This is a genomic window from Deinococcus aquaedulcis, assembly GCF_019693445.1.
GTDB lineage: Bacteria > Deinococcota > Deinococci > Deinococcales > Deinococcaceae > Deinococcus > Deinococcus aquaedulcis.
This window is the reverse complement of record NZ_JAHRBL010000038.1, coordinates 1-14,568: the sequence shown is the minus strand read 5'-3', so window position 1 is coordinate 14,568 and position 14,568 is coordinate 1. Positions and strand designations below refer to the sequence as shown.

Sequence of the window (14,568 nt, the reverse complement as noted above, 5' to 3'; positions counted from 1 at the left end):
CTCAGTTTTGCTGTGTGGGTGGACGTTTCTCTTGACACTGTACACAAAAAGAGGTACACTTGTATTACCCCAGACAGAGGGGAAAGGAGCGCCAACCATGACCACCCAGCCCGCCATTACCAACATCACTCGCACCTGGCAACTGGACCTGTACGGGTCCTGGGGCGACGGTTCGAGCGCCAGTGTCTTTCTGGGCCGCCGCATCGTCAGTCTGAGCGCCGACGCTCAGGGCCGGCGCACCGGCACGGTGGACGGCAAGCCCACCTCAGCAGAAGAGGTCACGAGCATGCTGAACTGGGCCAGAGACGAGGGCCACTACAAGTTGCTCGACGAGGTTCGGCCCACCATTGGCAAGGCGCGCGCCGCCGCACTGCACAAGGTCATGGGCATCCTGGGCTTGAAGCGTCCTGACCACTACGCGCTGTGCGCCCAGGCTCTGAATGAGACCCAGCCGCGAGCGTCACTGGCCGAACTGACGGAGGCCGACGTGCAGGTGGTGTGGGCGCATCTATGCGCCGAGCATCCCGAGGCCAAAGGTCTTGGTGTGCGCTTCGCAGTCGGTGCTGCCGGGAAGCACGCGGCATGAGTACCCCGGACCTTCAGGCCGCCGCCGAGAAGCTGCGTCTTGCCCGCCAGATCGAAGCCAATCGCCTTCAAGCCCTGCGCCGGGCTGTCCAGAGCGGGAATCCGCACGCGGCCAAGCGGCTAAAGCTCTTTCGCCTGACCGGGTTTGCCTACCCGAACCCTGACCGCCGGGCGAGTTGCCTGCGTCACCTAAACAGGGCAAAGGTGGAACTGGCCGAGCTGGAAGCCTGCACGAGTGACCCCGATCTGCTCCTGATTGCGTATGTCCAGGGCCGCATCCAGCTCTACCAGCAGCTGGGCGACCTCGCACGCGGCTGACCTCCCACCTTCACCCCTCACCAGATGATCTGGCCTTGCCCGAGCGCGAGGCCAGGTGGGAGCCCTTATGTCTCACAGCAGCGCACGTCCAGGTCGTTCACCCGAGATCGAGGCCCGCGCCGAAGCGATGCGGCAGCAGCGCCAGCGGCTAGCCCAGCGCCTGCGCACTTCCCGGCAGCACCTCCAGTTCTACGGGGCGGCCGAGCAGGCCCGCGACTTTCTCCAGCGCTACCGGGCCGTCACGGAACGTTACGGCCATCTCACGCCCAATCCCGACCGGGCAGCTGCCTGTGCCCACTTCTCACAGCGCACCAGGGCGCTGGCCACCGATCTGGCCCAGGGCCTACACCGGGCCTCTGACCCCGCAGCGGCGCAGGCCATTGTGCAGGCCCTAAATGACGAGGCGGATTTCTACGAAACACTTGCCAGGACAGCATTTTACTAAGAATCCCTCTTGACAGCGTACACAAAAAGCGGTACGCTGTTCTTACCCCAGACAGAGGGGAAAGGAGCGCCAAGAATGACTGCAGAGTGGATCACCAAGCCCGGCCCAGTCGAGATTAAGACCCCCCAACGCCACTTCACCTACGTCAATGATCCGCACAGCGGTTTCATGTTTGACGTGGACGAGATGACGGGCAATGTCGTCTTCAACACCGATGCTGCCCGCGACAATTACGCCCGCGCGCTCACTGAGGTGGCCGCCGGAACTATGGTGGACCACGGCGTAGAGGACTTCACCAGCGACCACTGGCACCTTGGCACTATCCGCTGCAGCTGCGGCACAGCCTTGGACCTCTCCGGGGGTGACACCACCACCTGCCAGTGCGGCAACGAATACAACAGCTGCGCCCAGCTGCTGCGACCCAACTGGCGCGAATTCTGCCGGGAGACCGGCGAACTGGACGACTGACCCCACCCGGCCCGGCCAGGTGCCGGGCCTGCCCCCAGGAGGCGACCCATGTACAGCGGCGATGAGCGGCACGACGACGAGACCACCAGTGGCCCCATCCCGGCGCCGGACAGTGAGGAGCTGGAAGAGGACTAACCCCCTCACCAGTGACCCCCCGGTCAAGACCACGCGCCGCCTGCCTTTGTAGGCGGCCTTTCCCCAACCCCTCTCTCCTCTGTCTGATGACGCGCCCAGATGTGGGCGCTTTTTCATCGGCCAGAACGGGCTTTTACGACTTTTCATGCTTGCATGAATTCATGGTTTCATGGTAAAATGACTTATGCCCAAGATCATCAGCGTCGGAAACATGAAGGGGGGCGTGGGCAAGACCACGACCTCGATCCACTTGGCCCAGCATCTTGGGCGAAAGGGTAAGACCCTGCTTCTGGACGCCGACGAGAAGCTGCAATGTGCGGTGTACTGGCGCGGTGGAGACTACGAAGGCTGGACCTTTGATGCGATGCCCTACAGCGACGTGCGCCCGGAGCACACGGCCAGTTGCGAATACGTGGTGCTGGATACCAAAGGCAACGAGCAAGGTGACGACCTGGTGACCCTGGCCCGGAACAGCGCCCTGCTGATCATCCCCACCAAACCTGACGGTGTGAGCGCCACTGGCCTGCTGCGCACGCTGCAGCCCCTGATTGATGCTGGCATTCAGAACTACCGGGTGCTGATTGTGGCGAACGTTGGTGGCCGCGGTGAGGAACTGCGCGACGCCCTGGCCGAGCAGGGGGTGCCGGTCATGACGAGCATTGTTCGCCACAGCACCGCCGTTGGAGACGTCTCCGACCGCCGCCAGCCCCTGGAGGCATACACCAGCAACCGCTACGCCAAGCTGGTCAGCTTGGATTACGGCAGCGTGGCCCGCGAGGTCCTGAGCCATGTCTAAGCCCAGCAAGGCCCGGTTCGGCGCGCTCGGGGAACTCAGTAAGCCGGCGGCGCCAGCGCCAGCCGCGCCGGTCGTCCAGGTGGAAGAAAAGCTTGAACCCTTCAGCACCACCCTGTACGGCAAGACCAAGGTGCTGCTGAAGAAAGCGGCCGCAGAGGAACGCCGCAAGCAGTATGAGCTGCTGGAAGACGCCCTCGCCGAGTACCTCGCAAAAAACCACCCCGACCTTAAGTAATTATTTCTTGATTTCCTGAAACCATGGAGGAGGATGACGGTGTATAGCGACGAACCTGAGCAGATGTTTAAAGAAGCCTGCGTACGGGTAGAACGCGGTCTGTCCGTCATCCCCACGGGGGGCGGGATCAGCCCCAAGGCCAAGCAACCCCACCATGAGGCCCTGAAAGCGACCGGCCATTTCACGATCAACCGCGAGGGCAAGCGCCGGAGCAGCTGGAAGGAAATGCAGCGCCGTCTGCCCACGCGTGAGGAGCTGGAGGCCTGGTATCTGGAACACCGCGCCCGGGGCCTGGGGATTGTGACGGGTCAGGTGTCTGGCTGGGTGGTCATTGACGTGGACCCGGCCGGCCTGGGGCTCCTGCAGGAACTGGGCTGGGCCCCCCACGTGCTGACCCCGAGCGGCGGCGCGCACCTGTACCTCAAGCACCCCGGCTGGTACGTGGCCAGCAACGCCAGTCACGCGGGCGGCACCCTACCCCCCGGCTTTGATGTGCGCGGCGACGGCGGCTACATCATGGCCCCGCCATCCCGCAACCGCGCCGGCACCTACCGCCGCACGGACGTTCGCCGGGCCCTGGACATCGAGGCCGTGCCGGAAGAAGTGACGGTGGACGGCGTGATCTACCCGCTGCGCGCCGCCCTGGGCCTGGTGCGCCCGGCGCCGGTGGCGAAGGCCAGTCGCAGCGAGGGCACGGCGCCGGGCAACGAGGACGACCAGGTGCCGGTGTGGCTGATGATTGACCGTGCGGCCGAATACGCCAGCGAATCCAGGAACAAGGGCGCATTTATGTTCGGGCTGTGGATGCATGCCAACGGCTACCTCCAGAGTGCCGCTGAACGCCACGTCGAAGAGTACGTGGGACTGGTAGCGGATCTGCGCCACGGTCAGTTCACCCTTAAAGAAGCCCGGCAGGCAGTGGCCAGTGCCTACCGGTACGACAGACAAGAGCCCTGGGTCCGCCAGGAACAGGATGAGCACGCGGCCTGAAGTCCCTTTTCCCCGAGGTGATGATCATGACGGAACCCACCAGCAACCCTGCTTCCACCGCCCAGCTGCTGCGCCAGTTTGGTGACGCCCTGCACACGGCGGCCGCCGTGCTCGAAGCGGGCGACGAGCGCCGCGCCTCGGCCCTGCTGCGGGTGGTGCACGAGGCCGTCTGTGCGGCCGAACCAGCGCAGGACTGGGACATGTTGCGCCAGCTGCTTGAACCCCACGCCCCCCGCTTGCAGGTGCCGGCCTGGCCCTTCGGAGAGCCCCTGGACCAGGTGCTCGATCTGGACACGTGGGAGGCCTCGCCCCCTCCCGAAGTCAGGGAACCGAGGAGCGAGGCATGAGCCCTTCCCCCCTCCCTGTTGATGCCAGTCCCTGGGGGCCGGTGCTGGAGCGCGAGGACGTGATGCCCGGAGTGGTTTACGTGACCACCCACCGCCACGGCGGTTACCACCTGGCGCCAGAGGTCAATGCGCGTATTCCCGCCGACGTGCGCCAGGAGAGCGGGTGGTACGAGCAGGACATTCAGGGAGCGCTGTGCGCCCACTTCGTGCCGTTCGAGGGCGCCGATCCTGTGCAGGTGGCCGTGGTGATTGAGACGCAGTACCCGCAGCTCTATGCCCGGATGGTGCGGGGGGAGGTATGACGCCAATCTCAGAGGCCGAGGAGCTGACCGCCCTTGCCGAGGCGTGGACCGACGACGCGGCCGCCTACCGCAGCTGGGCTCAGGCCATCCAAGAGATGCGGCTGGCCAACATGGACGTCACCCTCACCAGTGCACGCCGGTCTCCAGAAGACAGGCCAGCCCCAGCGCTGCATTAAGACGGAGACCAGATCATCAGCAGGGGAGAGGCAGCGCCACCACTTCGCCCCATCCACGACCCGCCAAAGGAGAAATGCCATGCCCAAGACGACCTTCCCCGACCACGCCGACCTGACCCTGGACGAGAAATTAGAGCGTTTTGCCATGCTGCGCGACACCATCTCTGGTCTTGAAGAGGAGAAAACCGCCCTCAGCAACGACATCAAGGCGGCGATGCTGGATGGGCATACGCCGGAGACGGATCTGTACCGGGCGCGGCTCCAGACCACGCGCAAGGTCACGTACCCGCTCGATCAGTTCCGGGACTTCTACGGAGACGCAGCCGTGTTCGAGGTGGCGGTCATTGACACGAACAAGGTCAAGGCGCTGGTCAAATCCGGTGACCTGGAAGCGGAGGACCTGGAGCGCATAGACGAGGTGCGCGAGCAGCATGCGCTTTGCCTCATCCCCAAGTCAGCTTAGTTTCCAACATGGAGGTTCTGCAGGCGACAGCTTATGGGTCTGAGGACCAGCCCATCAGCAGCGCCGGTAGTACCCACTGACATATGTACCGTTGCTGCGGCGGTACCCGTTCACCCAGCACATCCCGCTTGAAGACGGCGCGGCGCTCGGCGTGGCGACTGGCACCGGCGCGGTAAAGGTGGGGGCGGCGGTCACCGTCGTCTGGAACTTGCCCTGAAAGGTGGGGGTCAGGGTGGTGCCGAGTTTCAGCTCCTGCAGGTATGCCACCGGGCCCACCACGCCGCTGAGGTAGCTCCGCACGTCGTAAGACCCCGGCAGCAGGTCCGCAAGGTCCAGCACGGGCGTCCCGCCGCCCGTGAAGACGATGAACACATACCCGGGGGCTACCGGCAGCTGGAGTCCGGCGCGGTCGGCTCGGGTGGGGGCGGCATTGAGCGCTGGGACCGTTAATCGGTTCAGACCGGTCGCAGGGACGGTCAAGGTGACGCGCTGGGTGGCCTTGCCGCTGGCACTGACGATCATGGGGTACGTGCCGGGCTTCAAGGCCGCCGGATCTCGCACCGGCTGATCCCCGTCAAGGATGACGAAATAGCTCCCGGCGGGGTTGTCGATGGTAAAGGGCGTGAGGTGCGTGGGGGCTGGTGTGGCCGTAGGGGCGCTGGCCTGCAGGACCAGCAGCGCCTGCGCGTCACCGCGTGGAATCACCAAGAGGGTGGTGGCGCCCTGCTCGATGTCCGTGCTGAGCCCGCCTTCTGGTCCGTCCCGCCAGGGGGTGGGGAGGAGGGCCGGGAAGGTGGTGAAGATCTTGCTGGCCACAGTGAGCATGTCTCCGGAGACGCGCACGCAGCTGGCCTGGGGATACGCGGGTGGGCACGCCTGGGTGACCCCGCCGAGGGTCTGCGCCAATTGCTGCGCGACACTGGCGGGGGTCGCCCCCCCCAGAGAAGGCAGGGTCAGGGCCGCGAGGGTCAGCCAGAGGCGCCGGATCATGCCTTAGCGTACCCGGGAAACGAAAAGAAGTCGCTTTGACCCCTCTTCTTTGTTTCATGATTCTATGATTTCAGGAAAGCCCCAGTGGGGCTGGCCGTCCATGTGAATCCCCTGCGGGGACCAGGCCCCCAAGGCAGCGGCGTTCCTCACGTCACGCCGCAGGGGGCCTTTTCACATTCCCGTCCCTGACCTCGCCAGGAAGGTGGGTGATGCAGGGCCTGCAGGTGGAAGGCGGCAACCCATCCACCCCAGGCACCCAGGGGCGCCACGCTGCGTGGCCCGTACCGGCCCAGGGGCCGGTGTTCGGCCCTGAGGGGCGGGCCGAAGGACGCAGCGCGGCCAGAGGCCGCACCGCATCAAAGCCCCTGGCCGCAGGGCGGACCAGGGGCGGGGCGGGCCTGCCCGCCGGCCTAGAGGCGGCTCGTCGGCCACGTTCAGGCCCGCCCACAGCACAACAGCAAACAGCGGTGTCCTCGCCGGACGGGCATCAGCCGAAGGAAAAATGCAGGGAAAGGCGCCAGCATTTTTTCCTTCGGCTGCGCCTCAAGGATCAACCCCGACGGCCCCCAGGGAAGCTGTCAAACCCGGCCAAAGGGCGGCCGGGTTGCGACTTGGGGCCGGCAAGCGGCCCCGCTTGACAGCAGCAAAATGCTTCGGCAGGGGGGAGAGCTGAAGCGCAGCAGACGAGAAGGGGAGTGCGCGGGGGGCAGGCCACCGAAGGCCGCGAGGCGGCACACGCGCGCCCGACAGCGGGCGCGGTGTGGGGGACACCAGGGGGGCGGGAACGGTCGAAGGCAGGGCGGGGGGCTGAGGGTCCGAAAGACTTTCCGTCGCTCTGGCCTTTACATTCGGATTATTGACAGTAATTCGATTATATGAAACAATAGAAGCAGGTCGGGGGGACGCCAAAATCTCCGCCCCCAGCCGAAGGAACGTGTCTCATGACCCAGCCTGCACCCGCGCCCTCTGCCCCCACATTCCCCCAGCCGGACGAGCAGGCCACCGCCGCCGCCGTGCGCGCCGCCCTTAAGCAGTTCCGCGTCTGGGCCGCTGACCCCCGCGCCCTGGTGGTGGACACCGAGACCACCAGCCTCGACGGCCAGGCCTGGTCATTCGCCGGTGGCCGCCCTGGTGCGCCCGACGTGCTGCTGGAGATCACCGGCGAGCCCGAAACCCCCTGGAGCGAAAAGGCCCTGGCCATGCAGCCCGAAGGTCTGCGTGAGCGGCTGTGCGGCCTGCCCCACCCCCGCACCCACTGCGACGCCGTGGCGGAGCTGCTGGCCCAGAACACGGTTCTGGCCTACAACGAATCCTTTGACCGCCCCGTGATCGAGCGGACCTTCGACCTGGCGGACCTGCCTGCGTTCGGCTGCGTGGCCCTGGCCTACGCGCCGCTGGCCGGCCAGTGGAGCGGGAGCCGGGGGTACTGGAAGACGGTCACCCTGGACGCTGCCTGCCGCGCGGAGGGCATTGACCCCACGCAGGCCCAGGCGCACACCGCGAGCGGCGACGTGTGGCTGACCGGGCAGCTCATCCTGGCCGTGGCCCGCCGCGCGCAGCCCTGAACGAATCCGCCCCCAGCTTTCGCTGGGGGACGCCGAGGACACTCTACCATGCCTGTGAGCGACACCTCGTTGGACAATCTGACCCGTGAACGGGCAGCCGGCGACGGCGAGAGCCTGCGCCTGTCGGCCTACGTGACCGACCCCGTGACGCTGGCCATGCTCGACCTCGCCAAGACGCACGCGCGGCACGAACTGTCGCGCGTCCTGGGCCGGGAGCTGCAGGGCATCCTGGAAGACTGCGGCGCCTACTACGTGTCTTGCCCCAAGTGCGGCGCCGAGCATGTCGAATGCACCGTCCCCCAGAGCGGCACCACCGACCGCTGGACCTGCCCGACCTGCCGCAAGCGCACAGACGGCGCCGAGTGGCTGAAAACCAAACGCCTCCCCGACCCCAAACCCGTCACCCCCGCCCGGAGGACCCCATGAACACCGTCGAACTCAACTGATCTGAGAAAGAAGACCTGCTGCCCCACCAGGGCCATCGCTACCACCGGGCCGGCGAGCAGTTTTTCCCTGTGATCGCCGAAAGCGAGGTCTACGAGCGCTACATCGATGCCGACGACCGCCCCTGGGACCACTCTCACGACGGCAACGGCTGGCGCGAGAAGGTCCGCGCGTACACCCTGGGCCCGGCCGTCACTGACCCGGCCACCCTGAGCGCCCTGCACGACGCCTGGGACCTGCGCCACGTGCGCGCGAATTTCGTGGCTGGGTATCTGGACGCCCTCTCGCCGGCCGAGCGCGCCAGCCGAGAGCTGGCGGAACTCGATGCCTTCCGCCAGCGGGGGCAGGGCCACGCCGTGGCGGTCTACCGCGTGGGCGCCGAATGGCGGGCAGGCGTTCTTGACGCCGACCACCGCCATGAAGAGGTGGGCGAAGGCGAGGGGCGCCGCTGGCTGTACCTCACCCGCACCGAGGGCGCCTGGCGCGACCATTATGGGGAGCTGTGGCATGACGGCGGCCCTGCCTTTGTGCCGGGCCCCGGCGAAGATGTGGTCTGGGAGACGCTGTGAGCTACGCCAGCCCCCAAGTGCAGGAGGTGGTGGAAGCGGCCGTGGCCGCCGGCGAAGCCCGCATCGAGCGGCGCGGCGACGTGGTGTGGTACGTCGACCCGCTGTTCGGCCCCGACGTGCCGCTGAGCAGCCTGCGCTATGACCCTGAACTGGGCCTGTACGTTCAGGAAGACCACGAGATCGACTAGGCCCCGGGGTGCCTGCCGCCCCTCAGGGCTGGCCTGCTGGCCCTGCTGGACCCCAACCACCCCTGATTCCTCACCCTGCCCTCCACGAAAGCGGCGCAAAGCCGCGAAGGAGTTCCGCCATGACCCACCAGACCCTCGCCCAGCAGTTCGTGGCCGCCTTCCAGGCCCTGCCTCAGCCCAACCCCGAGCAGTCCGTCCAGACCAGCGCCCACCATCAAGCGCTTGCCGACCTGTGGCAGCGCTTCGGGGCCCGCGACCTGGGCCAGCCCCACGGCGACGACCCGGTGGCCGTCTTTCCCGACCGCAGCGCGATCATCACCCCGCGCGACCTCAAAAGCGGCCTGGGTGTCGCCCCCAGCTGGCGGCGTGAGTACCAGGCGCTGAGCGAGTTCGAGGTTGAGCGCCTGGTCTGGCAGCACCGCGCGCCCCAGGGGGCCATTTTCATCGGCCAACGGGCGGTGACCGACGAATCGTTCTGGGCCCTGAAGCTGCTCACGACGCCCCGGTTCCTGGAGACCGCGCGCGCGCCGCAGCGCACCCACCTGCGAGAAGGCCACACCAGCTTTGAGATTCTGGGCCACGCCCGCAACCTCTTGCAGTGCCGTGCGGTCGTGGACGGGCGCACCTCCCAGGAGCGGGAAGCCGACGAGGCCCAGGTGAATCCGGCGCGGCGCGGGACGGCGCGCGACTGGCTGGCCGCCCTGGGCGAGGATGAAAAAGCCCAGCAGGCGCTGGCCAAATCGCGCGGGCTGCAGGGCGGCATCTGGATCGAGGTCACCTTCTGGCTGGCGTGGGTGCAGCTCCAGCGCTGGACCCTGGACGGCCCCTGGCGCGAGGACCGCCTGTACCTGGTGCATCCCCGCCTGGGCTACGGCGACGACTACAACATGATGCTGGGCGACCTGGCCCAGCGGACCCGCCGGCAGCGGGCCGGCGACAAGAAGGCCTGGGTTCACGATTACCGCGACTGGTTTGCCGGGCGTGACAAGGCCATTGACCCACGCGGCGACGGGGATATCGGCTGATGGCGCAGTACCCCGTCACCTACGCCTGCGGGCATCAGGAGACCGTACAGCTGTACGGCAAGGTCAAAGACCGGCACAGCCGCATCGAATATCTGGAGCGGTACGGCCAGTGCAGCGAGTGCCGGCGCGCGGTCTTCAAGGCCAAGGGGCCGCAGTTCTGGATTCGAGAGGTGCAGGGCGGCGCCGAAATCATCTGCTGGGCGAACAGTTTTGACATCAAGGACCAGCTGAGCGCCCTGGGGTTCAAGTTCCGCCGCGACGTGCATGGACCGAATGACGGCCTGCTCTCAGCTGGCCACAGCGGCTGGCACCGCATCTACCAGCGCAGCACCGAGGCCGAGCACCAAGCCTGGCTGGAGGCGCTGGCGTTCATTGAGGCCCATCAGTTCACCCAGGAGGTCACCTTCTTCGGCGCGCGCAGCCTGCTGGACGCCCTGGCGGAGGGCCGGCCCGAGTTGCTGCCGCCCGTCACACCGTGAGGCGCTTCGCGGCGACGTGGCCTGCGGTCAGAACGGCCGGTGTAAACCGCCAGCCGGTACACTGACCCTCTCTGCCATGCGACTCCACCGCCTCCGCCTGCACGGGTACAAGCGTTTCCTTCACCCCGTTTCACTGCTGGTCAGCCCCAAGATCACCGCCCTGACGGGCCTGAACGAGGCAGGCAAGTCCAGTGTCCTCTCGGCCCTCGCGCAGCTCATGACCATGGGGTGGCTGCCTGACGATCTCAACCAGCGGCGAACCGGCCGCCAGCCGGTGTTGCAAGCGGACTACGTTCTGAGCGAGGACGAACGCCAAGAATACGACGGTCTGTGTCTGGTCGAACCGCCCACCACGCTCCAGGTGACGAAGGCCGTGGATGGAAAGGTGACCTACGCCTTGTCCCCCACGCCGAGGTACAGCCGGGCCGCCCGGGACCAAGCCATCCAGCACCTGACGGCGCTTCTGAATCCCAAAAAACACGAAGGGGGCACCTTGTTGCTGGTCTTGAAGGCGGCAGGGATGCTTCCATTTTATGGCCTTCTGGAAGAACTCAAGGCAGACGCGCCCCTCAGTGAAGCGGGCGAAAAACTGCTGAATCAACTGGCGGACGGCGGCGCAGCTGCTTACGTGTTCGCCAGTCCCGAACCAGACGTGCTCGCCGCCATGAAGGAGGACTTTGGGGAATTTCGGTTTGTACTCGCCGCACAGGAAGAAGAACTCAGCGCTGCCGTGCACAGCGTGGTGAAGTTTCAATGGCCCCACATTGCCTTCTTTGACCCCAGCCTGCAGGCGTTGCCAAGGCAGATCGAGCTGAACGATCAGACGCCAGAGCAGAATGATGCGCTCCACAAGTTCGTGGCGCTGATGAGCTGGGGCGGCGCAGACGGGCTGTCCCTCAGGCGATTGGTCCAGAAGGGCGAGACTCGGAAAGCGTCTTCGGTTCTCTCCGGTGCAGAGCGCGGCATCAACAGCCGCCTGAAACAGGCGTGGCCCACCAGCGCTGTCGAGGTGCGCTTCCGCCTTGAAGGCACCCTGCTCACGCTGGATCTGGTGGAGAGTGCGACCGCCGAACACCAGGACATCAGCCTGCGCAGCCAGGGGCTCCAGCACTTTTTGGCCCTGGTGGCCTTCGTGCAGCGGCATCACCGGCACGACCACGGCGTGGTGCTCCTCATGGACGAACCCGACACCCACCTGCACGTGGATGCGCAGCGGCTCGTGATTCAGGCCCTGGAACGGCTGCCCGGGGGCATTCAGGTCGTCTACACGACGCATTCGCCCTTTGCTTTGCCAGCGGACCTCAGTGCCGTGCGGGAAGTCAAAGCGGATCTGGCCATCGGCACGTCCACCATCGAAAACCATGTCTGGCACAACGCCTCCACGGGCCTCATGGGGCTCTACGTGCGGATGGGCGCGGCGAGCGCCACCGCGACGGCCGCGCGGGCAGTGCTGGTCGTGGAAGGGGAGACGGACTTTGTGGTCCTGCCGAAGATGTTGGCCGAGGTGCTGGGTGAACCCCTCGACGTGCTGTGCCTGCCGGGCTACGCCCACGCCAAGAAAACCCCGCTGGCCTATGAGGAGGCTGCCCTGCGGGTGGCCTACCTGTTTGACGGGGATGAACCTGGACAGGCCTACCGGCGGCAGCTCCTGGCCAGGGGCATTCCAGAAGCCCGGGTGCACACCCTGGCCGAGGGCACGGAACTGGAGGATTACCTGGACGCGGACCTGTACTGTCAGGCGGTGCAGGCGGCGCTCACCATCTGGGGCCAGGCGCCGCTGCCCATCACGGCCGCGCAGCTGCCTGGACCTGACCGGCATGGGCAGGTGGAGCATCTGGCCCAGGCAGCCGGCCGGGAAGCGCCCACGAAACAGGCGATCATGGCCCAGGTGCTGGAGCGCTGGCCAGAGCTGGAGCGGCATCTGGACGAAGTGCGGCGCGCCGCCTTTCTCGGCATCGCCCAGGCGCTCAAAGCGGCGCTGGAACCACAACCAAAGCGGAGCCAGCGCAAACGGGAGTAAGCCGTGGCTCCCACGCGACCCACTGGGCTGCAGCGGCGCCAGCCGCGCACCTGTGTCCCTCTCCTACACTGCGAGGTGCCCCATGTTCTCCCCGTTTGCCAGTTCTGCCCTCCAGCGCCACCGTGTCGAAGACGAGCGCGGCCTGCACTACAGCTGGTCCAGTTACCCCGATCTCCTGGCGGCCGTGGAGATGGTCGCTGCCCGGCAGCCCGGCGAGCACGCCCCTGACCCCGCCCAGGCCCTGCAGGACGCCTTCAGTCTGGCCCTGCATCAGGCCCAGGCGGTGCAGGTGGACGCCCGCGACCGGGCCAGCGCGGGCGAGCACGAGTGGACCGGGGCGCCGCTGTGGCTGGAGTTCGACACCCCGCAGACCTTCGGCGGGCCGGCCAGCTATGAGGGCGCGCTGGTCTTCCAGCTGCCCCTGGGCGCCTCGCGGCTGGTCATCCCGGTTCTGATGGGGCAGGGCGCCGAGTGGCCGCTCCCCTTTGTGCTGAGCGGCCCGCTGTTGGGCCAGCTGGCGGCCTTGACCGCCGGCGCCCCGGACCGCGCGGGACAGGCCCTGGCGCAGGTGCTCTGCGCGCTCACCCATGTGCCGCCCTTGCCCGAGGTGCCCCCACAGCACGAGGGCACCCCTACGCTGCTTGCCCGGCTCGAGCGGCACCTGAAGCGGGTGCGCACCCTGGCCCCGCAGACCACGGCGCGGCTTCCCCGGCTGTACCTCAAGGAGCGGCACACCTGGGACCCCCGCACCTTTGTCCCCACGCCGCTGACCGCCGCGCTGCTGCACACCCTGGACGGCCTGGACGAGCAGGCGGCGCTGCTGGCCGCCACCGAGGTCACGGTCATCAACGCCTGGCGCTATGCCAAGCACGTGGTCCGGATTGACGAGGACGTGCTGGCCAGCCTGCGCCGCAGCCGGCCCCTGACCCGATTGCCTCACGAGCTGCCGGGCCTGCGGGGCCACGCGGTGTACGTGCCGGTGCCTGGGGGCCTCAGCCACCCCTCGCAAACGGGCTTCTTCGCCGCCATCGACGACATCGAGGGGCAACCCTGGCTGATTCTCCTAATCGAGGCGCGGGCGTATGGAGACCATGTGTTGGCGCCGGTGGCCCTGCCGCTGGGGGCCGAGATTGAAACGGCGCTGCTGGCCATGACCGAAACCGGAAGCACCAACTTCACGGCGGCCGAGGCGGCGCGCGTGACGGCGGACCTGGGCTTGGCCTTGCTGTGTGTGGCGTACCTGGGCTCGCCCAAGACCCAGCTGCTGGGCCCGGGGCAGCCGCAACCCGTGACACCACGGCGGGGCAAGGGTGGAAAGGAGGAGCTGGTGGAACCCGGGCACACGCCCGTCTGGGAGGCCGGGGTGGACACGGGAAACCAGTTGCGGGCGTACCGGGCGGGGGCAGGGCGGCCGTCCGGCGAAGCCGGCGAACCCACGGGGCGCACGGTGGCGCCGCACCTGCGCCAGCCCCACCTGCACGGGTACTGGGTGGGGGAGGGGCGGCGGCGCTTTGAGCTGAAGTTCCTCGATTTCATTCCAGTCAACTTCGACGAGCGCGGCGGGGAAGCGCCGGTGCGGCTGGAGGAGTGACCAGATATCAGGGCATCAACAGGGCGGGGGGCGAGGTGACCCCTCTTCTTTGTTTCATGATTCCATGATTTCAAGAAAGCCCCGGTGGGGCTGGCCGTCCATGTGAATCCCCTGCGGGGACCAAGCCCCCAAGGCAGCGGCGTTCCTCACGTCACGCCGCAGGGGGCCTTTTCACATTCCCGTCCCTGAACCCGTCTGGAAGCCAGCTCGTGCAGGGCATGACGGTGCTGGGCGCAACACATCCGCAGAACAGCAACGCTGCGCGGCCCGTACCGGCCCAGGGGCCGGAGTTCGGCCCTGAGGGGCGGGCCGAAGAACGCAGCGCGGCCAGAGGCCGCACCGCATCAAAGCCCCTGGCCGCAGGGCGGACCAGGGGCGGGGCGGGCCTGCCCGCCGGCCTAGAGGCGGCTCGTCGGCCACGTTCAGGCCCGCCCAAC

Annotated in this window: 20 protein-coding genes; 19 read left to right on the top strand and 1 reads right to left on the bottom strand. The window is 67.1% G+C overall.

Annotation, left to right across the window (positions count from 1 at the left end; genetic code table 11):
• The first annotated feature begins 97 nt into the window (after positions 1–97).
• The 11 genes from KMW22_RS18875 (at position 98) to KMW22_RS18825 (ending at position 5,260) form a co-directional block, all read left to right on the top strand.
• The gene (locus KMW22_RS18875; protein WP_221091573.1) at positions 98–586 is read left to right on the top strand and encodes a hypothetical protein; all 489 of its coding nucleotides are present in this window, start codon (positions 98–100) and stop codon (positions 584–586) included.
• Complete coding sequence (locus KMW22_RS18870; protein ID WP_221091572.1) at positions 583–903, top strand: hypothetical protein; 321 nt, start codon at positions 583–585, stop codon at positions 901–903. Before KMW22_RS18875 ends, KMW22_RS18870 begins: the two co-directional genes overlap by 4 nt.
• Positions 904–970: 67 nt before the next feature.
• Positions 971–1,348, top strand: coding sequence for a hypothetical protein (locus tag KMW22_RS18865; RefSeq protein WP_221091571.1), 378 nt, complete (start codon positions 971–973; stop codon positions 1,346–1,348).
• Positions 1,349–1,423: 75 nt separating this feature from the next.
• Entirely contained in the window at positions 1,424–1,816 is a 393-nt protein-coding gene (locus tag KMW22_RS18860) for a hypothetical protein (protein WP_221091570.1), read from the top strand.
• 319 nt (positions 1,817–2,135) lie between these two features.
• The gene (locus tag KMW22_RS18855; RefSeq protein ID WP_221091569.1) at positions 2,136–2,747 is read left to right on the top strand and encodes a ParA family protein; all 612 of its coding nucleotides are present in this window, start codon (positions 2,136–2,138) and stop codon (positions 2,745–2,747) included.
• The gene (locus KMW22_RS18850; protein ID WP_221091568.1) at positions 2,740–2,982 is read left to right on the top strand and encodes a hypothetical protein; all 243 of its coding nucleotides are present in this window, start codon (positions 2,740–2,742) and stop codon (positions 2,980–2,982) included. Before KMW22_RS18855 ends, KMW22_RS18850 begins: the two co-directional genes overlap by 8 nt.
• Positions 2,983–3,015: 33 nt before the next feature.
• The gene (locus KMW22_RS18845; protein ID WP_221091567.1) at positions 3,016–3,972 is read left to right on the top strand and encodes a bifunctional DNA primase/polymerase; all 957 of its coding nucleotides are present in this window, start codon (positions 3,016–3,018) and stop codon (positions 3,970–3,972) included.
• A 26-nt stretch (positions 3,973–3,998) separates the two neighbouring features.
• A complete protein-coding gene (locus KMW22_RS18840; protein WP_221091566.1) occupies positions 3,999–4,319 on the top strand; it encodes a hypothetical protein in 321 nt (106 codons plus the stop codon).
• Positions 4,316–4,621 carry a DUF7007 domain-containing protein gene (locus KMW22_RS18835; protein WP_221091565.1) on the top strand — a complete coding sequence of 102 codons (306 nt, stop codon included), beginning with the start codon at positions 4,316–4,318 and terminating at the stop codon, positions 4,619–4,621. Before KMW22_RS18840 ends, KMW22_RS18835 begins: the two co-directional genes overlap by 4 nt.
• Positions 4,618–4,797 carry a hypothetical protein gene (locus KMW22_RS18830; RefSeq protein WP_221091564.1) on the top strand — a complete coding sequence of 60 codons (180 nt, stop codon included), beginning with the start codon at positions 4,618–4,620 and terminating at the stop codon, positions 4,795–4,797. The genes KMW22_RS18835 and KMW22_RS18830 overlap by 4 nt, the downstream gene beginning before the upstream one ends.
• 79 nt (positions 4,798–4,876) lie before the next feature.
• Positions 4,877–5,260 (top strand): hypothetical protein, encoded by a 384-nt coding sequence (locus KMW22_RS18825; RefSeq protein WP_221091563.1) that lies wholly within the window; start codon positions 4,877–4,879, stop codon positions 5,258–5,260.
• Positions 5,261–5,314: 54 nt separating this feature from the next.
• Here the strand turns inward: KMW22_RS18825 and KMW22_RS18820 are convergent, their stop codons facing one another.
• A complete protein-coding gene (locus KMW22_RS18820) occupies positions 5,315–6,250 on the bottom strand; it encodes a hypothetical protein (protein ID WP_221091562.1) in 936 nt (311 codons plus the stop codon).
• A 941-nt stretch (positions 6,251–7,191) separates the two neighbouring features.
• On the opposite strand from KMW22_RS18820, the gene KMW22_RS18815 reads away from it, so the two are divergent.
• From KMW22_RS18815 to KMW22_RS18780, 8 genes are all read left to right on the top strand, one after another.
• Positions 7,192–7,815, top strand: a complete 624-nt coding sequence (locus tag KMW22_RS18815) for a 3'-5' exonuclease (RefSeq protein WP_221091561.1) — start codon at positions 7,192–7,194, stop codon at positions 7,813–7,815.
• Positions 7,816–7,863: 48 nt separating this feature from the next.
• Positions 7,864–8,241 carry a hypothetical protein gene (locus KMW22_RS18810; RefSeq protein WP_221091560.1) on the top strand — a complete coding sequence of 126 codons (378 nt, stop codon included), beginning with the start codon at positions 7,864–7,866 and terminating at the stop codon, positions 8,239–8,241.
• A gap of 89 nt (positions 8,242–8,330) precedes the next feature.
• Positions 8,331–8,828: a hypothetical protein gene (locus KMW22_RS18805; RefSeq protein ID WP_221091559.1), complete on the top strand. Its 498-nt coding sequence runs from the start codon at positions 8,331–8,333 to the stop codon at positions 8,826–8,828.
• Entirely contained in the window at positions 8,825–9,016 is a 192-nt protein-coding gene (locus tag KMW22_RS18800; protein WP_221091558.1) for a hypothetical protein, read from the top strand. The genes KMW22_RS18805 and KMW22_RS18800 overlap by 4 nt, the downstream gene beginning before the upstream one ends.
• Before the next feature lie 119 nt (positions 9,017–9,135).
• On the top strand, positions 9,136–10,041 hold the full coding sequence (locus KMW22_RS18795) for a hypothetical protein (protein ID WP_221091557.1): 906 nt from the start codon (positions 9,136–9,138) through the stop codon (positions 10,039–10,041).
• On the top strand, positions 10,041–10,520 hold the full coding sequence (locus KMW22_RS18790) for a hypothetical protein (protein ID WP_221091556.1): 480 nt from the start codon (positions 10,041–10,043) through the stop codon (positions 10,518–10,520). The genes KMW22_RS18795 and KMW22_RS18790 overlap by 1 nt, the downstream gene beginning before the upstream one ends.
• Positions 10,414–12,540 carry an AAA family ATPase gene (locus tag KMW22_RS18785; RefSeq protein WP_221091555.1) on the top strand — a complete coding sequence of 709 codons (2,127 nt, stop codon included), beginning with the start codon at positions 10,414–10,416 and terminating at the stop codon, positions 12,538–12,540. Before KMW22_RS18790 ends, KMW22_RS18785 begins: the two co-directional genes overlap by 107 nt.
• Before the next feature lie 82 nt (positions 12,541–12,622).
• Positions 12,623–14,131: a hypothetical protein gene (locus tag KMW22_RS18780; RefSeq protein ID WP_221091554.1), complete on the top strand. Its 1,509-nt coding sequence runs from the start codon at positions 12,623–12,625 to the stop codon at positions 14,129–14,131.
• The last annotated feature ends 437 nt before the right edge of the window (positions 14,132–14,568 follow it).